This is a genomic window from Taibaiella koreensis, from assembly GCF_003545715.1.
Classification (GTDB): domain Bacteria; phylum Bacteroidota; class Bacteroidia; order Chitinophagales; family Chitinophagaceae; genus Taibaiella; species Taibaiella koreensis.
The window spans coordinates 192,704-211,661 of sequence record NZ_QVNU01000007.1; the positions used below are offsets into that span (position 1 = coordinate 192,704).

Here is an 18,958-nt window from a genome sequence, read left to right on the forward strand (position 1 = left end):
ACATATAAAATGCATAAATTAAAAACTGCTTTTTAGCAAATAAAGTTTTTAGAGATATTCTAAATGCTTTGCTGTATAACGATTTGGGTGTTTCTGGTTGGATTCGTAGTTATTAAACGCGAAAATTATTTGCATAATTTACGCCTTTTAGAGCTAATTTTTGTCTTAATGCCGGCGCAGTTACCTTGCTCAAGGCATAATGGCTCTTGCGACCAGGTGGTCGATGAGCTGTTGTAACTGTGCGGTCATGGCGGGATCGGTGAGCGCGCCATCGGGTGAGAGAAGCTTATTCACACTGGGAATACATAGTGTGGAAGGTTCCGGCATGAGCGTACCCAATGCCTTGAGTGTGGGGAGGAGCGAGGCCATGGCCTTGTCGCCGCCGGTATACAGGGGAGAGGCCGTGATGGCTGCAACGGGCTTGTCGTTAAGGCTGCCGGAAGATACGGTCCAGTCCAGGGCGTTTTTTAAGGTGCCGGGTATGCCAAACGCATATTCTGGTGTGCAGATGAGCACCGCTGCGGCATCCGCGATCTGCCGGCGAAAGGTGGCGACCGCTTCCGGCGCCGGACTGTCCTGTTGGTCATGGTCTGGGTTGAAAGGCGGCAGCTGATCCACGCCGATGCTGTAGCTAAGCGTTGCGGTTGGCGGCAGCAGATGGACGATGGCCTTTAACAGGCTGTGATTGGAAGAAGCGGCGCGTACGCTGCCCGAGATCGCGAGTATATGGAGCGGTACCATGACAATGATTTGATGAAGATGAGGTTATTGGGCGATCCAGTGCTCGATTTCTTTTTGATTGAGCGCGGGTGCGTCTATCTTACGCACGACAGTTGTATCCTGCATCCACAGGATCACCGGTACGCCGTCGCTGCCCGCTGCGCGTACCATATCGATAAAATCTTCGGGGCTCAGAAAATGATAAGGTATGTCCTGTGCATGGGTCTCAGCCAGAAAATCGGCGAAGCGTTCCTTGCGTGTGCTGTCTGTTCCGCCCGATAAGGCAAAGTAAAACGGCAGGGAGGGGTTGTCCTTCTTCATCACGGCAATGGCCGCGGCCGCTTTCCGGCAATGCCGGCAGCTCAGGCTCATGAGGCAGAGTATATGCTTACCGCGACGCAGCTCGGTAACAGGATGCTCTGAGCGGGTGGTGGTATAGAGCCGGCTAAGCGGCAGCTGTAGCTGCTTTTGCATCGGGTAGACAAAGAATGGTACGGCGATAATGATCGCCGCTACGGGAAAAGAAGCCACATTCAGCACGGCGCCATCCTGCGGACGATGCCATTTCAGCAATGCGGATATCATAGCAATGAGACCGGCATTTTTCAGCAAAGACAGCATGGGCGACATGGGCGCGATATTGCCCATACAACCGCAGTTCACGTCATTGCCCTGCGTGAGCAAGAGATAAAACAGGTGAAGGCTGAAGAGTAGCAGCAGGTACAGGCAGCAGCGGAGCACCCAACGCCGCCAACCCAGTATGCTCAGCAGCAACAGTAGGCCCAGTGCGGCTTCCAGCCCAATGAAGAAACGTGCCAGTACGGCGGACAGTTTCATAGACAGGTGAAGCTGGCTGCTGATCGTATATTCAAAATATGCCACAGGTTCCGTCTTACTATATGCGGAAAAAAGGAAAACGGCGCCCACGATGGCCGATAAAAGGATCATCGTTATTTTCAGCCCGTTATGCTGTCTTCCCCGCGGCGGCATAGGTGTTTCTGGTATCATTATTCAAAAATAAAGCCGGCACTCTTAAAGGGTGCCGGTATATTGTTAAAGCTGCTGTTAATAATAGCAGGCAAAGTGGCTTTTAATAAAATGGCCGCTCATTTGAGGAGCGACCATTTTATTAATATCGTTCGTCGCTTATGCTTAGGCCGATAAAAGGATCATCGTTATTTTCAGCCCGTTGTACTGTCTTCCCTGCGGCGGCATGGGTGTTTCTGATATCATTATTCAAAAATAAAGCCGGCACTCTTAAAGGGTGCCGGTATATTGTTAAAGCTGCTGTTAATAATGGCAGGTAAAATGGCTTTTAATAATATGGCCGCTCATGTCGAGGAGCGGCCATATTCTCAATATCGTTCGTTGCGCTTATTTCGGTATGCTGAAGGTACCGCTGCTGATCGTATGGTTGTCGGCAGTGCCCATACCACCGGGAGCCACTACGAAGTTGAAGGTGCCTTCCACATCGCCCTGGTCCTTGGTAATGGTGACCACAAAAGTCTCATCTCCTGTTTTGGCCAGGAAGTTGGTATAGGTACCATCACTCTGTACGGCATACAGTCCCACTGTACCCATTTGAATGGGATAGGTACCAGGGCCCATATAATTGGTGATAGTCATCGATATCGCTTTGTTGTTTTTCGGATCTTTAGCCTTGCTGTCCATTACACCGGAAACCATCAGCGTACGAACACCATTAACAGTGGCATCGTTTACATATTTGGAATTGGCTACAAAAGTCTCTCCGTCAACTACCGCAGTGAAGGTGCCTCGCAACGGGTTCTTTATGGTATCCCTGCCAGGCACCTGAGGTGTAGCGTCATACTGCGAGGAGCAGGAGGAGGAAGATACTGCAAACAGCCCGATGCCGGCGCACAATACAGCCAATTGGAGAATTTTTTTCATGCTATGAAAAGATGTTGATCGTTTTGAAGATAATAATCCCCGTAAAGATATAATTTACAGAATAAATTCAAACAATTCAGTCAAAAAAATTGAAGGGCCCCGGTTTAGCGATCGAAAAGCAGGAATCCCGGCCCCAGTCCTGTAGTAAAAGACTGCAGCAGGCTGCCATCGGTTTGGTAAATGCTGATATTTCCCTGCTGGATAAAGCCTTTGGGATCGCCTACATAGATGCGATTAGTGGCAGGATCTACCAGCAACGCCCAGAAATACTGCAAGGGTTTGGCCGGGATGAACAGGTCGGTAGGCAAGGCCGGTGCGTCGATGCTCATGCGGTAAACGCCGTTGTAAGCCGTGCCGCCATTGTAATTGACGCCAAGGAAATAAAGGGTATCCCTGCCGGGATTCCAACAGGGCTTCAGCACATCGGCGCCGGCCGGAAAGGTGAAACTCTTCAGGGTAGCACCGCTGACCGGGTCGATGCAAGTAAGGGTGGCCACCTTTTGCTTGTATACATTGCCGGCCAGCACCCATAGTTTGCCGTTCTTATCGCTCAGCACCTGCTGTCCCGCCGCTCCCGCTATGGGAATGCGCCGGGTAATGGTATCGGCAACCGGGTCGATCTCGTAAAGATGACGGCTGGCAGTATCCCAGTTACATACATATACTTTGCCGTTGACAAGGGCCATGCCTTCGGAATTGGGATGGTCGATAGCAATGCTGCCGGTTACCTGAAGTGTTTTCGGGTTTACGATGCTGACCGTGGGTGCATACAGGCAGCTTACGTACATTTTGTCTTCGCTCACCTTAAGCATATAACGGGGCTTGGGTACCGTAATGGTACCCTGCAGCTTAAAATCGCTTAAGCTTACTACAGCTACCTTGTCGGAATTGTTGACGGCCAGAAAAAGCCGGTCGCCGTCGATCAACATGCTTTGCAGCACATCGCCCAGCGGCTGTCCGCCGTTGGCCTGGCTGTAGACATTGTTGAATACCGTCCCTGTGCCGGGCTCAAAGAAAGACAGTGATGCATTGCCGTTGCCAAAGCTACCCTCATCGGCAATCAATAGCCGCCGTGCACCGGTCGATGGCGGTGGAGGCGCCGGATCGGCCGGCTTATCCTTTACGCAGGCTGCCATTGGCAGCAGCGCCAGCAGGAGCAGGTACTTCCTCATCATAAGACTATTGTTTCCTTATTTTGGCTACGGCATGTTCCCGGCCATTGTCGAGCTGCATAAAATAGAGGCCCGCGCATAGCCCGGCCAGGCTGACCCTGGTTTGCCTCTCAAATGCGCCCTGTCGCAGCGGGCGGCCACTGACATCGGTCAGCTGATATTGCAGGCGCTCGTCCGAACGCGCTTCCAGCAGCAGCACATCGCTGGCAGGATTGGGATAGAGCTTAAGTTGCCAGCCGGCGGCCACAGGGTCGATACCGGATGACGGCTGGTCGCTGTTGATCACACCAACGCCCTGCAGATCGAAACCGCCCGACGCAAAAACGCTGGGATAAGGATCGTTGATGATACGGCCGTCCTTGTCACGTGAGGCGTATTGCGGATCGATGCTGCCCACTACGTCGACAATGCGGACATGGGTAATATGGTTCACATCCAGACCGGGCGTGCTCTTCAACTCTTCAAGATCAAATGGCGTGCCATACCCGGTTTTGTACTTGCCGGCAAGATTGTTGTAGTAGATGGCATTGCTGTAAGTAAAGTTGTCGATCTGTGTGGTGTTTTGCATCAGCGAGGTGGCCGGGAAACGGAAAAAGTTCTGGCCGTCGGAGCTTACTTCTACAAAGGCCAGCTCCAGGAAGGCCATAGAATCATTCTCCGGGTTGGCAAAGCCATTCTCAAATACGGCAAAGTCGGGACCTGGGCCGTTCATTATGGCATGAGGAAAAGTAACCACAGCTACGCCGCTGTCGCCCAGGCTAAGCACGAGGCCATGTGGCGCACCATATATATCACTTTCGGAGCCCATTGAAGGCTGCCCCTGGCTTTTGTCGGCAATATCCAGCCAGCCCCGGTACAAGGTGCATCCCGAGGCCCATTCTTTAAACAGTGTGCTGGTAGCGGCAATCCCCTCGTTGCCGGGCAAGGGTACCTGTGCGGCAAACTGGGCAAGGGCGGGGATGCTCCATAGTGCAAGAGCGGCGACCAGGATCGGTAATCGTTTTTTCATAAGGCAAAATTACACAGGAAAAAATTTCGCCCGCGATCTTATTCGCGGGCGAAGCAATCGCTAGTTCTGTTTGGTAAAGCGCAGGGTGGCTTGCCTGCCTGTTCCGGCGGCATCGGTTGCCTTCAGCAGGTAAAGACCGGCCGGCAGTGTGCTGATATCGATCTGCCTTGTACGGGTAGCGGTCAGCAGCACTTTCCCTTCGATGCTGTATACTGTAGCATCCAGGGCCATATCGCTGTTCAGGTTAATGACATGCGTGGCAGGGTTGGGGCTGAGGCTCAGCTGCAGCGTATTGGGCTGTGCATTGAAGATGCCGGTACCGGGCAGGGTTTTGAAAGACGCCGTATCCCAATTGGAAAAGGCCCCGCTTCCACAGGCGGCACGTACATGCACATAATAAAGCGTATTCGAGCTAAGACCGGTTTTGCTATAGGTCGGTGCGGTAACCGTTACCGTTGTTGCGGTAGGCGCCAGGGTGGCCGATTGATCCACTGCAATTTCATAATCGGGTGTCACGCCTGTAAGGCCGCTGATCCAGGTAATAGTAGCGCTATTCTCGTTAACACTGGTTGCTGCCAGGTTCTTGGGTTCCGGGCAAATACTGTCGACTGTAAAGTTGTCGAAAGCGAAGTAGAAAGGCGTAAATTCATCGGAAGACACGACCTGGAACGATAAACTATCCACATTACCCAAAGCAGTAAGGTCCATCCATTCCCAGGTTTTGCGCAGTACCGTATCGGTGGCGGTATAGCTGGCAAGGGTATAGGTAGCGCTATCGGTTACCTGCACATGATTGCGGTATCCTCTTACGATCAGCTTATACCAGTCGCCGTCACGATAATTATCCTGGATGTAGCGATAAGCGTAGGTGGTATTGGTTACATACATACCCACCGCCCTGCTGGCATTTGTATTTCCTTCGATCCTGGCGCCGATTAGTAAGCTTTGATCGGGATGGGTGGGCCAGTCGGCGGGTGCATAAGCCACACCGTAATTGGCCGAATTATTATAGCCGATGCCTGTCATCGCCGCTTTATCATTACCGAATCCCGATGTTATGGTATCGACCACATTACTATAGTTGAACTGGCCGTAGCCGCCCCAGCTTTCCAGCACGCCATGAAAGGTTACACGGCCGCTGGTGAAAACGTATTGCTGTGCCGAAGGTAACGAGGTGGCATAATCGGTATTGGCGCCGGGAAGCGTAAGGTCGTCCAGGGTAGAGACTGTTTGTGCGTTTACCCCGGCTGCACCCATCGTAAATAAGGCTGCTGCAAGAAGAGATTGTAATTTGTATGTCATAGATCAATTTTAGCACGGTGAGCACATCACGTTATCCGGGACATAGGAAATTACGGAAAAGACATACCAGGTATGAACTGGTTTGCAGGTTCGTATCTCCGGCCTTTATTCCCGAAAGCGGTTGATGCAGTATATTGACCCTGGGAGGTCTTCTGACTTATCCCTGCTGCCCGGGCCTTCCCGCCTTAACCAGGCAGTGGCATTGTGGAGAACAGCATTGAAATGGGCTTACAGCAGCGGGTACTGTTCCGGATTTACACCGGATTCCCTTGTCCAAGGCGGCACAAAGGTAATTAAAAATTAAAACCCCTGTCAATTAAAATTTTGTTCCGAAATTTGTATTGTTGTGTTGGCTTGTTGCCCGTACAGCCCTATAAAAGGAGATACAGATCATGAAATTCTCGATCGGCGATATTGTCTTGCTGAAGCGGACCGGTGAAGAAGGCCGGGTAGTGGACTTTGTGAATAAGGACATGATCGAGGTAGAAGTGGGCGGCACGCACTTCCCGGTTTTCCTCGACGAGGTCGACCATCCCTATCTGAAATGGTTCACCGATAAGAAAAAAGATCGCCCGGCGACGATACGGCACATCGATGAAGTGCCGGTAGAAGCCCAAGCCAAAGGTATCGGTCATGGTGTGGCCTCAGGTTTTCATCTTTCCTTCCTGCCCGTGTTCCGTTTTGACGAATATGAAGATGTGGTCGACAAGCTGAAAGCTTATTTCATCAACCAGACACCGCACCAGCTCACACTGCAATACGAATGCCTGGGTCAAAGCGGCGCTATCTTCAGGCATAAGGCCGAACTGCGACCCTTTTCCCACTTTTATCTCCACGATATTCCCTTTGCGGCGATGCAGGAGCAGCCGCGCTTCTTATGGATACTGGAGCAGCAGCTGTCGCGTCTTCATGCCGGTAGCCTGAGCAATACCTTGCGTATCAAACCTAAGAAACTTTTTGAATATATCCATCATATCCAGCAGGCCAATAAGCCTATGTTCCATATTCAGCTGGCCGAAGATTTTCCGTTGCCGGCAGCAACCCTACCACAGCCGGAGCTGAAGGAGTCGGTAGGAAGCATCGTTACGGCATTGAAAGCCGGTAAAAAAGAAAAGCCACGTACGGAGATTGATCTGCATATAGAGGCTTTGGTGGCCGATACCCGCGGCCTCAGCAATTTTGAAATGCTGACCATTCAGATGGAGGCCTTTGGCGATGCGCTGGATGAAGCTATGCGTAACCATCAGCAGTCCCTGGTCGTGATCCACGGCGTGGGCAAGGGCCGGCTTAAAGAGGAAATACACCAGGTACTACGCGAAACGGCGGCAGTTGATTTTTTTCAGCACGATTGGAACCCGCGCTACGGTTACGGCGCTACCGAAATATTTTTCCGGCATTAAAGATAAAGACCGGAACATAAGTGAAAGTAAAAGCGCAAGGCATAGCCCGGCGCTTTTTACTTTCAGGGAAAAGAATATTAATAGCTGAACTGCTTGATATAACCGTTAGAAGAAACGATATTCTCAGTAACGTCGTTTTGAACGGTTCCATTCACCTCGGCCTTGTACTTAAGGGTATAGCTGGTAGCGCCGAAATTCTGAGCGCTGATCGATAAGCTGGCGGCCATTAAAGGCTTCACCGATTCAATAACGAAAGTACCGCCGGCTTCCAATTCTTCTTCTGCAATAATAAAGCCTTGCTCGTTGCTGCGTACCTGGCCGTTTACCTTCCAGAGAGTATTGTCCCCGGAGCCGTCGGAGCCGGCAAGGTTAAAGCTGGCAGCATCGCCCTCGGCATCCTTGATACCGGGTGTCGAGAAGGTAAATTTAATGTTCTTAGTACCTGTGGGAACAAGTGGGTTATTATCTTTTGAGCAGGAGCCCAGGGTGAGCGCGCAGGCGGCCAGGATACCCAGGTGTAACATCGTCTTTTTCATAAAAAAATTTAGGGGGTGTAAATAATAACAGGGTTTATTCTGAAAATCAAAATTAATGCCAAGCTATAAAGTATGCTATACCTTATACTGATGGTTTTTATCTACCCATTTCCAGGTATTTTTGATTTATGAACGAATAAATATTTCCTTAATCATTGTAAGTAAATAAATTACAAATAATATATTGTTTACAGTAAATGAATAGCCTGCCAATCTAAAAAGAAGTGGCCTTTGTTAAAAAATACATAATAAATGCAAATAATTCCTGACAGATGATTACCCTTGGGGCTGTCTGCGGAAGCTGCCGGCAGAGTAGCCGGTATGTTTGCGGAAGAAACGATTGAAATAGGCCGGATCCTCAAAGCCCAGGTGGTAGCTGATCTCTTTCACAATGTATCCGGTGTGCAGCAGCAGGCGCTTGGCCTCGATAAGGAGTCGTTCCTTGATCAGCCCGTTCAGAGTGGTGCCGCTATGCTGGCGGCAAAGCTCATTAAGCTTTTTGGTGGTTACCAGCAAGCTGGCCGCATAGAAAGAAGGCAGGTGTTGTGTACGGTAGTGTTCTTCCAGTAACTGCTTCAGCCGGCCAAAAAGCAGCGACTCTGCTCTTAAGGTAGGGTAGGCCGCGGTTTCGGCAAACAGCCCGCATTTCAGCAGGAAAATGTGCAGGTAGCTGCGTACGACATCCATATGGATATCGGTGGCGCCTGCGCCCTCACGGCCCATGGCATACGATAGCTGTTGCAGTTCCGCAAATTGCTCCGGCGCCAATGTCATTACGGGCGATCCGCCGGCATACGCAGTCAGAAAGCGGTCGGGAAGGGCAGTACTGGTACTGTTGACCAGATAATAAAAGTCGGTTGAAAACAAAAGAATGGATCCATAGGAGCCGTGTTCACGGTTTACTTTATGTACCTGGCCCGGCAGTACAAAATGAATGCTATGGTCAGGAATATCGTAAGTGCCAAGATCGATCTGGTGGGTACCGCCCCCTTTATTGAAAAGAAAGATCTCATAATAGCTATGGCGATGAGCCAACGAAGGATCGTATTGGGAGCGCTGGTCCAGCGCGATATACTGGAACAATATTTCCTCTTCTTTCCGGATCGAAAGGTTGTGCGTGGGTATCAGTGCTGCTTCCATCTTTGTTGTATAGACAATAGACATAAAAAAAAGTACCGGGTGTAGGGTATGGCATTAAGATGTAGGAAGGTAGCGGAATCTGCGGTATCTATACAGGTATTATCAAAAATTTATAGGTCTTATTTTTGGCAACAAAGAAAACCGATGGGCAAAATAAGGATCAGGTGGCTTTTGGATAAAAGTAATTGTTCAATTGTTTAGCAGCCGGGTCGACGATAACTTTACCAAAGAGGAATAAAGCTGAATAATGTGGCAAAATAGATAACGGAAAAGAAACAGGGCTGTCCGCAACCGGACAGCCCTGCCAATAATAAGAAATAGTCTGATATAATTTAAGGGAAGATACCCAGCTCTTCGTAAGCCACGCCGATCTTATTGATAGAGCAAATGAAGGCCGCTGTACGCAGGTCTTCTACGCCGGAATGTGATTTGAAGGCTTCGCGGATCTCATGGTATGAAGTGATCATCGTGTCTTCCAGGCCGGAATAAACCAGGTCTACTTCATCGGGACCGTGCAGCAGCACTTTGCGCTCAACCTCGTTGGCGCGCTTGCCGGTCATGCTTTCCATGGTCTTCAGTATTTCGCCAAACTGGTTTTCGCTGAAGCGCTTTTCCAGGCGGCCGTAGCGTACGTGGCTCAGGTTTTTCAGCCATTCGAAATAAGAAACTGTTACACCACCGGCGTTGAGGTACATATCGGGTACCACAACCACGCCTTTCTGATTCAGGATCACGTCGGCATCGGGCGTCAGCGGACCGTTGGCAGCTTCGCCTACGATCTTGGCTTTAATGTTGGCCGCATTGCCGCCATGGATCACGCTTTCCAGCGCTGCAGGGATCAGGATATCGCACTCCAGCTCGAGGGCATGAGCGCTTACGGGAATGTTTTCGGCGCCGGGGAAATTGAGGATAGAACCGGTTTCTTTACGGTGTGCAACTACCTTTTCGAGGTCAAGACCATTAGGATTGGAGATAGCGCCTTCGTATTCGGCCAGGCCTACAAGAATAGCGCCGCTTTCCTGGAAATACTTGGCGGCGTAGTAACCTACATTACCCAGGCCCTGGATCACTACTTTTTTACCTGCCAGACCTGTGGTCAGGCCCAGGTTCTTCATGTCTTCTGAAACATTGCACAGCTCGCGGATACCGTAATAAACACCGAGGCCGGTAGCTTCGGTGCGGCCGCGTACACCACCTTGTGCTACGGGCTTACCGGTTACACAGGCCTGCGCGTTCAACTCGCCGGGATTGAGGGAAGCGTAAGTATCTACGATCCAGCTCATTTCGCGGGCGCTGGTACCATAATCGGGGGCGGGCACATCGATGCCGGGTCCGATAAAGTTCTTTTTGGCTAATTCGGAAGTATAACGACGGGTGATCTTTTCCAGCTCGAAGGGTGTGTATTTCTTCGGATCAATTTTAATACCGCCTTTACCGCCACCGAAGGGCACGTTCACCATAGCGCATTTGTAGGTCATGAGGGCAGCCAGGGCCATTACCTCATCCTGGTTTACGTCCATGCTGAAACGGATACCGCCTTTACAGGGCAGCTTGTGATGGGAGTGCTGTACGCGGTACGCTTCGATTACCTCTACACCATTGCCAATGCGTACGGGAAATTTGATCTGGAGGATAGAGTTACAGGCTTTGATTTGCTCGAGGATACCTTTTTCAAAACGGGTAAATTTCGCAGCTTTATCGAAGTTACGCTCGACACCCTGGAAAAAGCTGTATTCAGTGTGACCTGAAGTTGTGGTTACTGTTGCCGTAGAAGCCATAAAATTTAAAATGAGTGATGAATTACTTAGTCTCGTTCAATTATTGTTTGTGATTGTGTTGATTACGTTCCAGTTTTTTGATTTTTCGCTCCAAAAACACCAGAAATAAAATAATGCCGGCAAAAATAGTGCAAATAACCAATAGAACAACATAAATTTTGCCGCTGGAGCGGAAAGTATCGGCCATCTCGGGACGCTCATGAGCCTGGCAGAAAAGCGGTAGCAGCAGCAATAAGGTGAGTAGACGCTTACTGTTGATCCAGGTCGAAATATTACGAAATATCTTCATTGAGTATATCCTTTTTTTCTATAAGGTTGAGCCGTATCGTGAGCGAGGTGATCCATACACCCAGCAATATCCAGCCGATAACGGCCGGGTAAAATACCATACGCATATGGTTGTCGAGGTCGTAAGTGTTGAAGCCGGTATTGCCGCCGCTGCCGGGATGCAAGGAGTCGGCCAGGCTGGGCAGGATCCAGAGGAAGGGGATCATAAGCGCAAAGGCGAAAATATTATACACCGCGCTGATCTTGGCCCGCTTGTCGTAGTCGCTTATAGCGCCGCGCAGGGCCAGGTAGGCAAAATAGGAAAGCATGCTGAGCGCTGCGCCGAGCTGCTTGGGATCGTTGCTCCAGGGCTCGCCCCAGGTATAATTGGCCCACTCCATGCCGGTGATCAATCCCAGGGCTCCGAATAGCAGGCCTATATTGACAAACTGCACCGAGTAGATATCATCTTTCAGATTGCCGCTGCGCAGGTAGCGGATCGCATAGACCAGGCTCACGGTGAACAAGGTCATCATGCCAAACCACATGGGCACATGAAAATAAAGATTGCGGATACTTTCGTGGATGAGGGCCAGTGCCGGAACGGGGAAGAGAAGACCGCCTATAATCGTATAGACCAGCAGCGCTACGCAGAGAATTTTCCACCAGGACTTTCGCATGAAGCAAATCGGAATTGATAAGGCAGCCGGGGCTGCGAAATTTGCGCAAAGGTAGTGGGTTTATTGAAATAAAGCCAATTGAACCCGATCATTTTTGTATAGCGCCTGCTGTCGCAGCTTTGGGCCTTGCGCTGCCATGGCATTTGTTTTACCGGGCTAGGCTTTACCCTTGCCCGATACCTTTTCATCTTTCTGCACTGCCAGGCGATAGGCTTCTTCCAGGTAGGGCCATATCCGGTCAACAGTAGCTTCAGTGGGATTAAGCACACACACCCAGTACATATTGCCATAAATCGGGTGGGGCATCAACGTGTCTAATGCGGTAAAGTCGGGGCCGCTTTCCACGAAGCCGCCGATTCCGGGCCGGGAAGGCAGATTGCCGAACAAATCCTTAAAGCTTTCTTTACCGACACCGATGCTCAGCCGGAAAACACCTTCTCTGTTCAAGTGTGAAATAGCATCGAAATCATTGTCTGCAGTGACGATAGTTGCAAAAGGAAAGCGGTCGTCGGCGCCATATAAAAAGAAAAAGTCGCCGCCGGCTTCAGTAATATAGCTGTCCTTAAGATCCTTTGTGATCCTGTCTTTGAGCAGATCGATGTTCATTGGTTTGGTATAGGTTGAGGAGGAACAAATATAACAAATAACCAACGATAGGGCCGGGATAATTCTTACCGGCCCACGATATGGATACAGGCTAAAACCGCGTGTCGTTACTTTTCTTTTTTATCCTCCGCGGTTTCCTTCTTCGCTTTTTTTGCCTTGCGGGCATCCTGTTTGGCGGTGTGCTTTTCGTGCTCATTCTTCCAGAAGTCGCGCTGATCGGTACCTACCTTTTTCCAGAACTTTTTATGTCTTTCTTTGGCTTCTGCGCGGCTTTCCTTCTTTTCATTTTTGGTTTTCGGAGCGTCCTGCGCCAGGGCGGTTTGTTGTATCAGGCCCGCAGCCAGGATAAGGATCAGTATTTTTTTCATAGGGTTCTTTTTGCTTTACGCTTCAAAAATAATCAATACCGGCATCCGGCATATATGCTTATTACGTGGCAGGGCAGGCGTATATCTGATGTGGCGCCTTGTTTTTCTGAAACCCTTTGCCAGCATGGTGTATAGCCTGTTCTCCTGCTGTACAAAAGGTGTGTCAATGGGTGTTATACTTTTCACAATACCCCTTTTCCGGTAGGCTGCTGCTTGACGCTGCAAAGTATTTTTGCCGCGCAATTTGAACAATGAAAATTTTGACGATGAAAACAAAACTTACGATCAATCGCTGTTCCCTCAAACAATTATTATTTGCAGGCCTCTTGCCTGCTCTCATCATGATGATCGCTTCCTGCGGTAAGGATGACGGACCCGGACCCGATCCCGGCACCGGTGTTCCGCCCAATGACTCACCTGGTCATATCTCCGGGATGGGTGAGTTTGGTGGCGCACTGCAGGGAACCCCTTACGTATTCCCGGCTGGTGTAAGCCTGGTCAACGATACCCTTTTCGGCGACAATCCAACTGAAGATACCGTATTGGCTAGCCTGGGACATGGTTCGTATGTGGACGTGCACTGTTTGTTGTACAACAGCGGCCCCGAGGTGATATGGCATGTCCCCGGCGGGCTTACTTTCCAATGCTATGATCCCGAATATCAGAACGGTATCTGTGCCGAATCCAATAGTGTTACCTTACCGGCGCACGATACAGTGGTAGTGCTTATCAGGGCTTATTGCGTCAACGCGTCGAAGCATCCCAGCGGCGATTATTTCAAGCTGGGGCCAGTAACCAATTCCGCTTCTATGAGTGAGCTTGTCGAACTGCTGCGCAACAAAGCTGTACCCGATGGTGAAGGTAGTGCCGTGCAAAGCGGAGTATGGGCTATCTCAGACTATGATGGCCTCAGCACATCGAACCGGTCCGACATTGCCGGCATGCCTGATAAATAAATTTACTGATCTTTTAAGCCAAACGGCCGGTAGAATCCAAGCATTCGACCGGCCGTTTTTTATCCGTATCCTTTAAGAGGCTGTCTGAAAATTTGGAGTTAAAGTGCATGAATGAATTGGAACAGGACACTTTCTAAAGATTATGAATGTACCACCATTCCTTCCTAATCAATGATTTACCGCTCAAACATTCGTAGAATTATCTCTAAAATTTAGAAAGCCTCTGAGCAAAATTCTTCAGGCCATGCTCTTTTACTGTGGCCACTCTTTCTGTAATGTGATAAAAAGATAGTCGCCAAGCCCGTTGTTATAGCTATTTTTAATTGTTTCAAAGCTGCCGTTGTCTATGTCCGACTTTAGCTGAAGCAAGCCATGTTCCACTTCTTCGGCATTGGCCAGTGCGACAAATGATGATATGCCTTGTCGTACCGCTTCTTCGAAGTATAGTCCAGGCCTGTTCTTGCCGGAATAAAGAAAGAGGTCTTCCAGCTCATCAAGCACAAAGTAAGGCTCACAGCCTGTTATCTTCAATCCTGCCTCAGATGCGGCTTTAATTAAAATTTCCGGTGAAGGCATTTGAATCGCCGAAGCTTCAAGCATAGCAGGGAAATAATGGTTCAGCCAATAGCCTTTCATTTGTTCAGGCGTGGCGGTAAACAGTACCAGGCGCCCGGTATCTTTCATTACCCTTCTTATTTCGGTAAAGGCCGATTGGAGGTTATTCCAATGATGAATGGTAAGGGTAGCCATAACACCGTCAAACAAGCCATCCGAAATTGGAATGAGCTCCGCCATGCCCTGTATCCAGCTTACTTTCGTGCTTCTGGATCTTGCTTCCTGAAGCATCTTTTCTGAAGGGTCTGCACCATAAAATTTCATGCCCATACTGGCCAGCGCTATGGTGTAGTTACCTGTTCCGCAACCAATATCGAGATAAACCGCATCCGTTGCAGGCTTCAGGAGATGAGCAAGCCGGCTGGTAAGGTAGGGATCTGCGCAACGTGTTTTGTTATATCCCCTTCCTATAACATCGTATTTGTATTCAGGTGTCATGCCTTATGAATTTAGACAGCCTATAAGTGTTCAACGTTTGGCCAGCTTCACGGCAAACCCTTTGCCACTGAGCAGGTACATACCTGGCGCAAGACCGGCCAGGCTTAGGGTATACCCGTCGCGATCCACGTTAAGCTGCTTCAGTATCCTGCCGCTCATATCGGTGAGCACAGCCGCCAGTGGCAGCTGCCGTCCCTTTACCTGTATACTGACCTGGCTCGTGGCCGGGTTGGGAACGATGGTAAGACCGGGCAGGTTGCTGAAATGTACGACCGCAATATTGCTGTACCGGAAATCGCCATCGGTCTGGTTGGCTCTTACCCGATAGTAATTGCTGCCTTCAGCAGCGCCGGTATGCCAGTAGCTATAATGGCCTTCTTCCTGCTTCGCCTCATTTTTGCCCAGGGTCTTGAACGGGCTGAAATTGCGTCCGTCGCTGCTTTGTTCCAGCTGGAAGTTGCTAAGGGACGGAAGGCCTTCTGTTTGCCAGTAAAGCCGCGACGCTTGTTGCTCCTGTCGCGCCGTAAGCTTCAGGTATTCGTAGGGTAAAGGTGTTGGTGTAATGGTAACGGTCACGCTGTTGCTACTGACTGCAAGGCATTCTCCTGAGCCAAAGCCGGCGGTAAGTAAGCTGTTGAATGGCTGGTTGAGGTAGCTATTGATCGCAATGGAGGGGCTGTAGCTGAGCCCGTAAACCGTATAGCTCCCCGGGCCCTGGCTTTGCAGATTGGGCGGGCCGGCGCTGATCGCGATGATGGTACCGGTGCTGTTTACCACAAGGTAGGCATAACTACCGACGGGGGTTTGTGTCTCCGGATATACTTTCGCAGGGCCGCTGAAATCGATGCGATAAGTACCAAGGATCGTTGCATTCCTTCGCAGTATAGCAAGAGTGTACACGCTGTCACGAAGGGCATTAAAAGTAAAGCGTACGTCGGTGGTGGTAGTGGTACCGCCAGGTGTCTGGAAGGCGGTTGTGCTGCCATATTGGTAATTGGTGCAGGCATTGGCGGCATTAGCTGCTACCAGGCCGCCGGAACCGTAGATGGTCATGTAGGGATTGGCAGGGAGCGTATATAGCGTTCTGCCTACAGTATAAATACCTGGCTGGGCCACACGGAAGCGAAAGAGGTCGTACCGGCCGCTGTAGCCCGAGCCGGCACGGCAGGTCGAATCAGTGGGGCTGTTGCGAAAGCCTATAATACCCGTAGGATCTGTGGCCGTAATCTCGCCGGCAAGGGTATCGAATGGTTGTCCGAGCAAAGGCAGGAGATCAAGCTGTAAAGATGGATCTCCCTGCTGCGCCGTTACCGGATCCTGGGGCCAGATTCCCGAGGGCTGAGCCGAAGCGCAGGCGGGCTGGATGGTAAGATCGGCATTGTTGATATCGAAGAAAAGATTGCCCTGGGCAGCGACCATGATCCTGCCATTGGTAGTGGGCATGTTGGGAACAGTTACGGTAGCCGTGCCGTTATTGGGTGTAGCGCTTAGTAAGGGTATATTATAATTGAGGCCATCAACGGCAAACAGGATCTGTACCTGCTGTGTATTGACCGGCGCCTGGTCGGTGCCGGCGACATCCCAGGTAAGCGTAAGCGATGTGCCACCATTAAGTGTAGCAGGCGTATTTTGGCTGGTTACCTGGAAGGGGCTTGTCCCTGTGGTTTTGATCAGAAAAGTATCTGTGCCGGTGCAGCCGCATCCCGGATGATTATCGCGCACTGTGGTCCGGTAAGTGAGTTGCCTGGGAACGGAAGACAGCAGCTCGAAGGCCGGAACAGTATTGGTAAGAATGCTATCCATGCGCGGTACATAACGGAAAGACCGGGTAGAAGGCTGAAAGTTCCTTACAATAGGGCCGAAAGCGGTGGCTGGTGTAGGGCGGGTAGAGTCGCCCGTACCCAGGTCCATTTCTTCAAAATTATAGGTAAGGTTATTGTCTTCGGCATCTGTGGCATTGGCATAAAGCCGGTAGGGTGTGGAAACGGGTATGAAAAAAGTATCGTCAGATGGCGTATTGATCGCAGGGGTAGTGTTGACTGCTCCAGCGGTATAGCAGCTGCCATTTGCACTGTTAATAAAGGTTTTCATCTGGCCGATGTTGCCACCGTGAAAGTAGACAAAGGTGTTATAGGAATTATAGGAAGGCTGGCAGTCAGTATAAGCCATGATGGTGGATCCGCCGCCTACTTCCCAGGCCGAATTGGGAGAGAAGGAGCAGCCGGCGCCATTGGCATTGTGGCTATGGCCCGCGCCCAGCCGGTGGCCCAGCTCGTGCGCTGTAACAGTGCCCAGGTAAGTGGTGGGATCGAGCGAATTGTAGCCTGCAGTCGTCCTGCCTTTGGTGCTGCCGATGCAGGTGGTACCGCCGGCACAGCCGCCGAAATTGGTGTAGAAGATAATGATCCCCATATCGTAATCGGCATCGTTAAGGTTGTTGCTGAAGCTGTTTTCCGCATAAGTCGTTTGTGGACTGCAGGGACCGGCAGCAGGATTAAAAGGGTCGGTGGTCGGGTCGGTATAGATCAGGTTATTATTCGTGACTACGGTAAAGCGAACGCCCAGATCCCTTTCAAATACAGCGTTGACGGTATTGATCAGGGCGGTGAGGTGGGCTATAGCATCGGCCTGCGAGCCGCTGGCTGCCGTGAACTCACCGGTACAACCAACGGCCAGGCGATAGGTGCGCAGGAAGCAGCCTGTAGAAGGGGTTAAAGTAGGCTTCAGCGCTGTAATTTCTTGTGGAAGCTGTAGCATATTGTCGTCCATGCCGCACATGGCGAGTTTCGCGCCGGCATCGGGTCGCCCGGCATCGTCAAAAATATAGATCAGGCCTCGTGGCTGGTCGGCCGGCAACTGTGCCGAGGTGCTTATATACCATGTATAGCCGGCCCGCAGCACGATCCCGTAGATCTTGTCCTTATAGGTACTGAGGTGGATAAGCTCGCTTTTATCACGGCTGTAGCCGCTGTACGTGTGTACCGGTACGGCCGGGGTTCCGGAAGTGAGCTGCAATAATTGTGTTTCTTCCAAAACAAATTCTGTAAGGCGCCCTTCGGGAGAAGGAAGTATCAATGTCGTTACGTCGGACGGCCGTCGCAGCGCGTTTCCCGGCTGAGCGTTACTGAGCTGGTCGGCCAATGCTTTTCTGTCAGTCAGGTATGCTTTGAAATGGCCGCTTTCGGAAAGGTTTTTTGCCGTGGCATTGAGACGTTGCCAGGTCTGCGACTGGGCCCTGAGGCATAAAAGAAGCAGTAAGAGCATGGAGGCTGCCCTTAGGGTAGAAGAGTGGTTCATAGCGGTAACTGTTTTTTTGAGTATGAAGGTCGTGTTGGTCTATTGGTACAACAATACTCGGAATTAGCCGTGCTACGTGCCGCAAAACTAACTATTTTAAAGGAAAAGAATATGTTTCCTGGTGTGCACGATAAAGATTTGCTGAGAAAGCGGGTGCACGTACGATACCTTTATCGGCAATACATATTGTACAGGCCGGTCTTTGCTTGTACCTTTACCGTTCTTTATTTTTTTAGCGTCGATGATCACCATTATATCCGGGACCAACAGGAAAGACAGCCGCACCATGCAGGTAGCTGCTTATTATTTTCGTTTGCTGCAGGAGAAGGGGGCGACAGTGCATTTGCTCTCGCTCGAAGGTAGAAATGTATTTACCCGCAACGCGGAGGTAAAGCAGCTGGAAGAAACCCTGCTTATCCCTTCTGAAAAATTCGTCATGATTATGCCGGAATACAACGGCAGTTTCCCCGGGGTATTGAAAGCCTTGCTCGACAGTACCGACATAAAAAAATGCTGGTGGCATAAAAAAGTCCTGCTCACCGGCGTGGCCGACGGACGCGGCGGCAACCTGCGCGGTATTGAGCATATGACCAATATCCTGCATTACCTGAAAATGAATGTTTACTACGATAAGCTGCCCTTGTCCCGGATCAACGAGGAAATGGATGCCGCCGGGACCTTCCTGCACGAACGGACGATCCGGGCGATCGATGGACAGATCGATGGATTTGTGCAGTATTGATCTATAAAACCGGTAGCAATA

General features: G+C 50.5%; 18 protein-coding genes and 1 riboswitch. Of the genes, 3 read left to right on the forward strand and 15 right to left on the reverse strand.

Features of this window, described 5'->3' with window-relative positions; translation table 11 throughout:
• Positions 1-189: 189 nt before the first annotated feature.
• From DZK30_RS21120 to DZK30_RS21145, 6 genes are all read right to left on the reverse strand, one after another.
• Positions 190-741, reverse strand: a complete 552-nt coding sequence (locus DZK30_RS21120; RefSeq protein ID WP_118976175.1) for an NADPH-dependent FMN reductase — start codon at positions 739-741, stop codon at positions 190-192.
• 24 nt (positions 742-765) lie between these two features.
• Positions 766-1,728, reverse strand: coding sequence for a MauE/DoxX family redox-associated membrane protein (locus DZK30_RS21125; RefSeq protein ID WP_162903308.1), 963 nt, complete (start codon positions 1,726-1,728; stop codon positions 766-768).
• A 366-nt stretch (positions 1,729-2,094) separates the two neighbouring features.
• Positions 2,095-2,631 (reverse strand): hypothetical protein, encoded by a 537-nt coding sequence (locus DZK30_RS21130; RefSeq protein ID WP_118976177.1) that lies wholly within the window; start codon positions 2,629-2,631, stop codon positions 2,095-2,097.
• Between the two features lie 104 nt (positions 2,632-2,735).
• Entirely contained in the window at positions 2,736-3,806 is a 1,071-nt protein-coding gene (locus DZK30_RS21135) for a DUF5074 domain-containing protein (protein ID WP_162903309.1), read from the reverse strand.
• Between the two features lie 4 nt (positions 3,807-3,810).
• Positions 3,811-4,812: a T9SS type A sorting domain-containing protein gene (locus tag DZK30_RS21140; RefSeq protein ID WP_118976179.1), complete on the reverse strand. Its 1,002-nt coding sequence runs from the start codon at positions 4,810-4,812 to the stop codon at positions 3,811-3,813.
• Between the two features lie 60 nt (positions 4,813-4,872).
• Positions 4,873-6,114, reverse strand: coding sequence for a DUF4465 domain-containing protein (locus DZK30_RS21145; RefSeq protein ID WP_118976180.1), 1,242 nt, complete (start codon positions 6,112-6,114; stop codon positions 4,873-4,875).
• A gap of 125 nt (positions 6,115-6,239) precedes the next feature.
• Positions 6,240-6,441, reverse strand: a riboswitch (cobalamin riboswitch).
• A 65-nt stretch (positions 6,442-6,506) separates the two neighbouring features.
• On the opposite strand from DZK30_RS21145, the gene DZK30_RS21150 reads away from it, so the two are divergent.
• Positions 6,507-7,514 (forward strand): Smr/MutS family protein, encoded by a 1,008-nt coding sequence (locus DZK30_RS21150; protein WP_118976181.1) that lies wholly within the window; start codon positions 6,507-6,509, stop codon positions 7,512-7,514.
• 77 nt (positions 7,515-7,591) lie between these two features.
• Here the strand turns inward: DZK30_RS21150 and DZK30_RS21155 are convergent, their stop codons facing one another.
• From DZK30_RS21155 to DZK30_RS21185, 7 genes are all read right to left on the reverse strand, one after another.
• Positions 7,592-8,050 (reverse strand): hypothetical protein, encoded by a 459-nt coding sequence (locus DZK30_RS21155; RefSeq protein WP_118976182.1) that lies wholly within the window; start codon positions 8,048-8,050, stop codon positions 7,592-7,594.
• Positions 8,051-8,326: 276 nt separating this feature from the next.
• Positions 8,327-9,190: a helix-turn-helix domain-containing protein gene (locus DZK30_RS21160; RefSeq protein WP_162903310.1), complete on the reverse strand. Its 864-nt coding sequence runs from the start codon at positions 9,188-9,190 to the stop codon at positions 8,327-8,329.
• A gap of 332 nt (positions 9,191-9,522) precedes the next feature.
• Complete coding sequence (locus tag DZK30_RS21165; protein WP_118976184.1) at positions 9,523-10,968, reverse strand: Glu/Leu/Phe/Val family dehydrogenase; 1,446 nt, start codon at positions 10,966-10,968, stop codon at positions 9,523-9,525.
• A 40-nt stretch (positions 10,969-11,008) separates the two neighbouring features.
• On the reverse strand, positions 11,009-11,257 hold the full coding sequence (locus tag DZK30_RS26310) for a CcmD family protein (protein WP_118976185.1): 249 nt from the start codon (positions 11,255-11,257) through the stop codon (positions 11,009-11,011).
• A complete protein-coding gene (ccsA, locus tag DZK30_RS21175; protein ID WP_118976186.1) occupies positions 11,241-11,915 on the reverse strand; it encodes a cytochrome c biogenesis protein CcsA in 675 nt (224 codons plus the stop codon). Before ccsA ends, DZK30_RS26310 begins: the two co-directional genes overlap by 17 nt.
• Before the next feature lie 156 nt (positions 11,916-12,071).
• Positions 12,072-12,521, reverse strand: coding sequence for a DUF6194 family protein (locus tag DZK30_RS21180; RefSeq protein WP_118976187.1), 450 nt, complete (start codon positions 12,519-12,521; stop codon positions 12,072-12,074).
• A 107-nt stretch (positions 12,522-12,628) separates the two neighbouring features.
• Positions 12,629-12,889: a hypothetical protein gene (locus DZK30_RS21185; RefSeq protein ID WP_118976188.1), complete on the reverse strand. Its 261-nt coding sequence runs from the start codon at positions 12,887-12,889 to the stop codon at positions 12,629-12,631.
• Positions 12,890-13,155: 266 nt separating this feature from the next.
• Here DZK30_RS21185 and DZK30_RS21195 point away from each other — a divergent pair, with 266 nt between their 5' ends.
• On the forward strand, positions 13,156-13,845 hold the full coding sequence (locus tag DZK30_RS21195) for a hypothetical protein (protein WP_162903311.1): 690 nt from the start codon (positions 13,156-13,158) through the stop codon (positions 13,843-13,845).
• Positions 13,846-14,097: 252 nt separating this feature from the next.
• Here DZK30_RS21195 and DZK30_RS21200 read toward each other — a convergent pair whose 3' ends face one another.
• The gene (locus tag DZK30_RS21200) at positions 14,098-14,898 is read right to left on the reverse strand and encodes a class I SAM-dependent methyltransferase (protein ID WP_118976191.1); all 801 of its coding nucleotides are present in this window, start codon (positions 14,896-14,898) and stop codon (positions 14,098-14,100) included.
• Between the two features lie 30 nt (positions 14,899-14,928).
• A complete protein-coding gene (locus DZK30_RS21205; RefSeq protein WP_118976192.1) occupies positions 14,929-18,195 on the reverse strand; it encodes a zinc-dependent metalloprotease in 3,267 nt (1,088 codons plus the stop codon).
• 241 nt (positions 18,196-18,436) lie between these two features.
• On the opposite strand from DZK30_RS21205, the gene DZK30_RS21210 reads away from it, so the two are divergent.
• Entirely contained in the window at positions 18,437-18,937 is a 501-nt protein-coding gene (locus tag DZK30_RS21210) for an NADPH-dependent FMN reductase (RefSeq protein WP_118976193.1), read from the forward strand.
• The last annotated feature ends 21 nt before the right edge of the window (positions 18,938-18,958 follow it).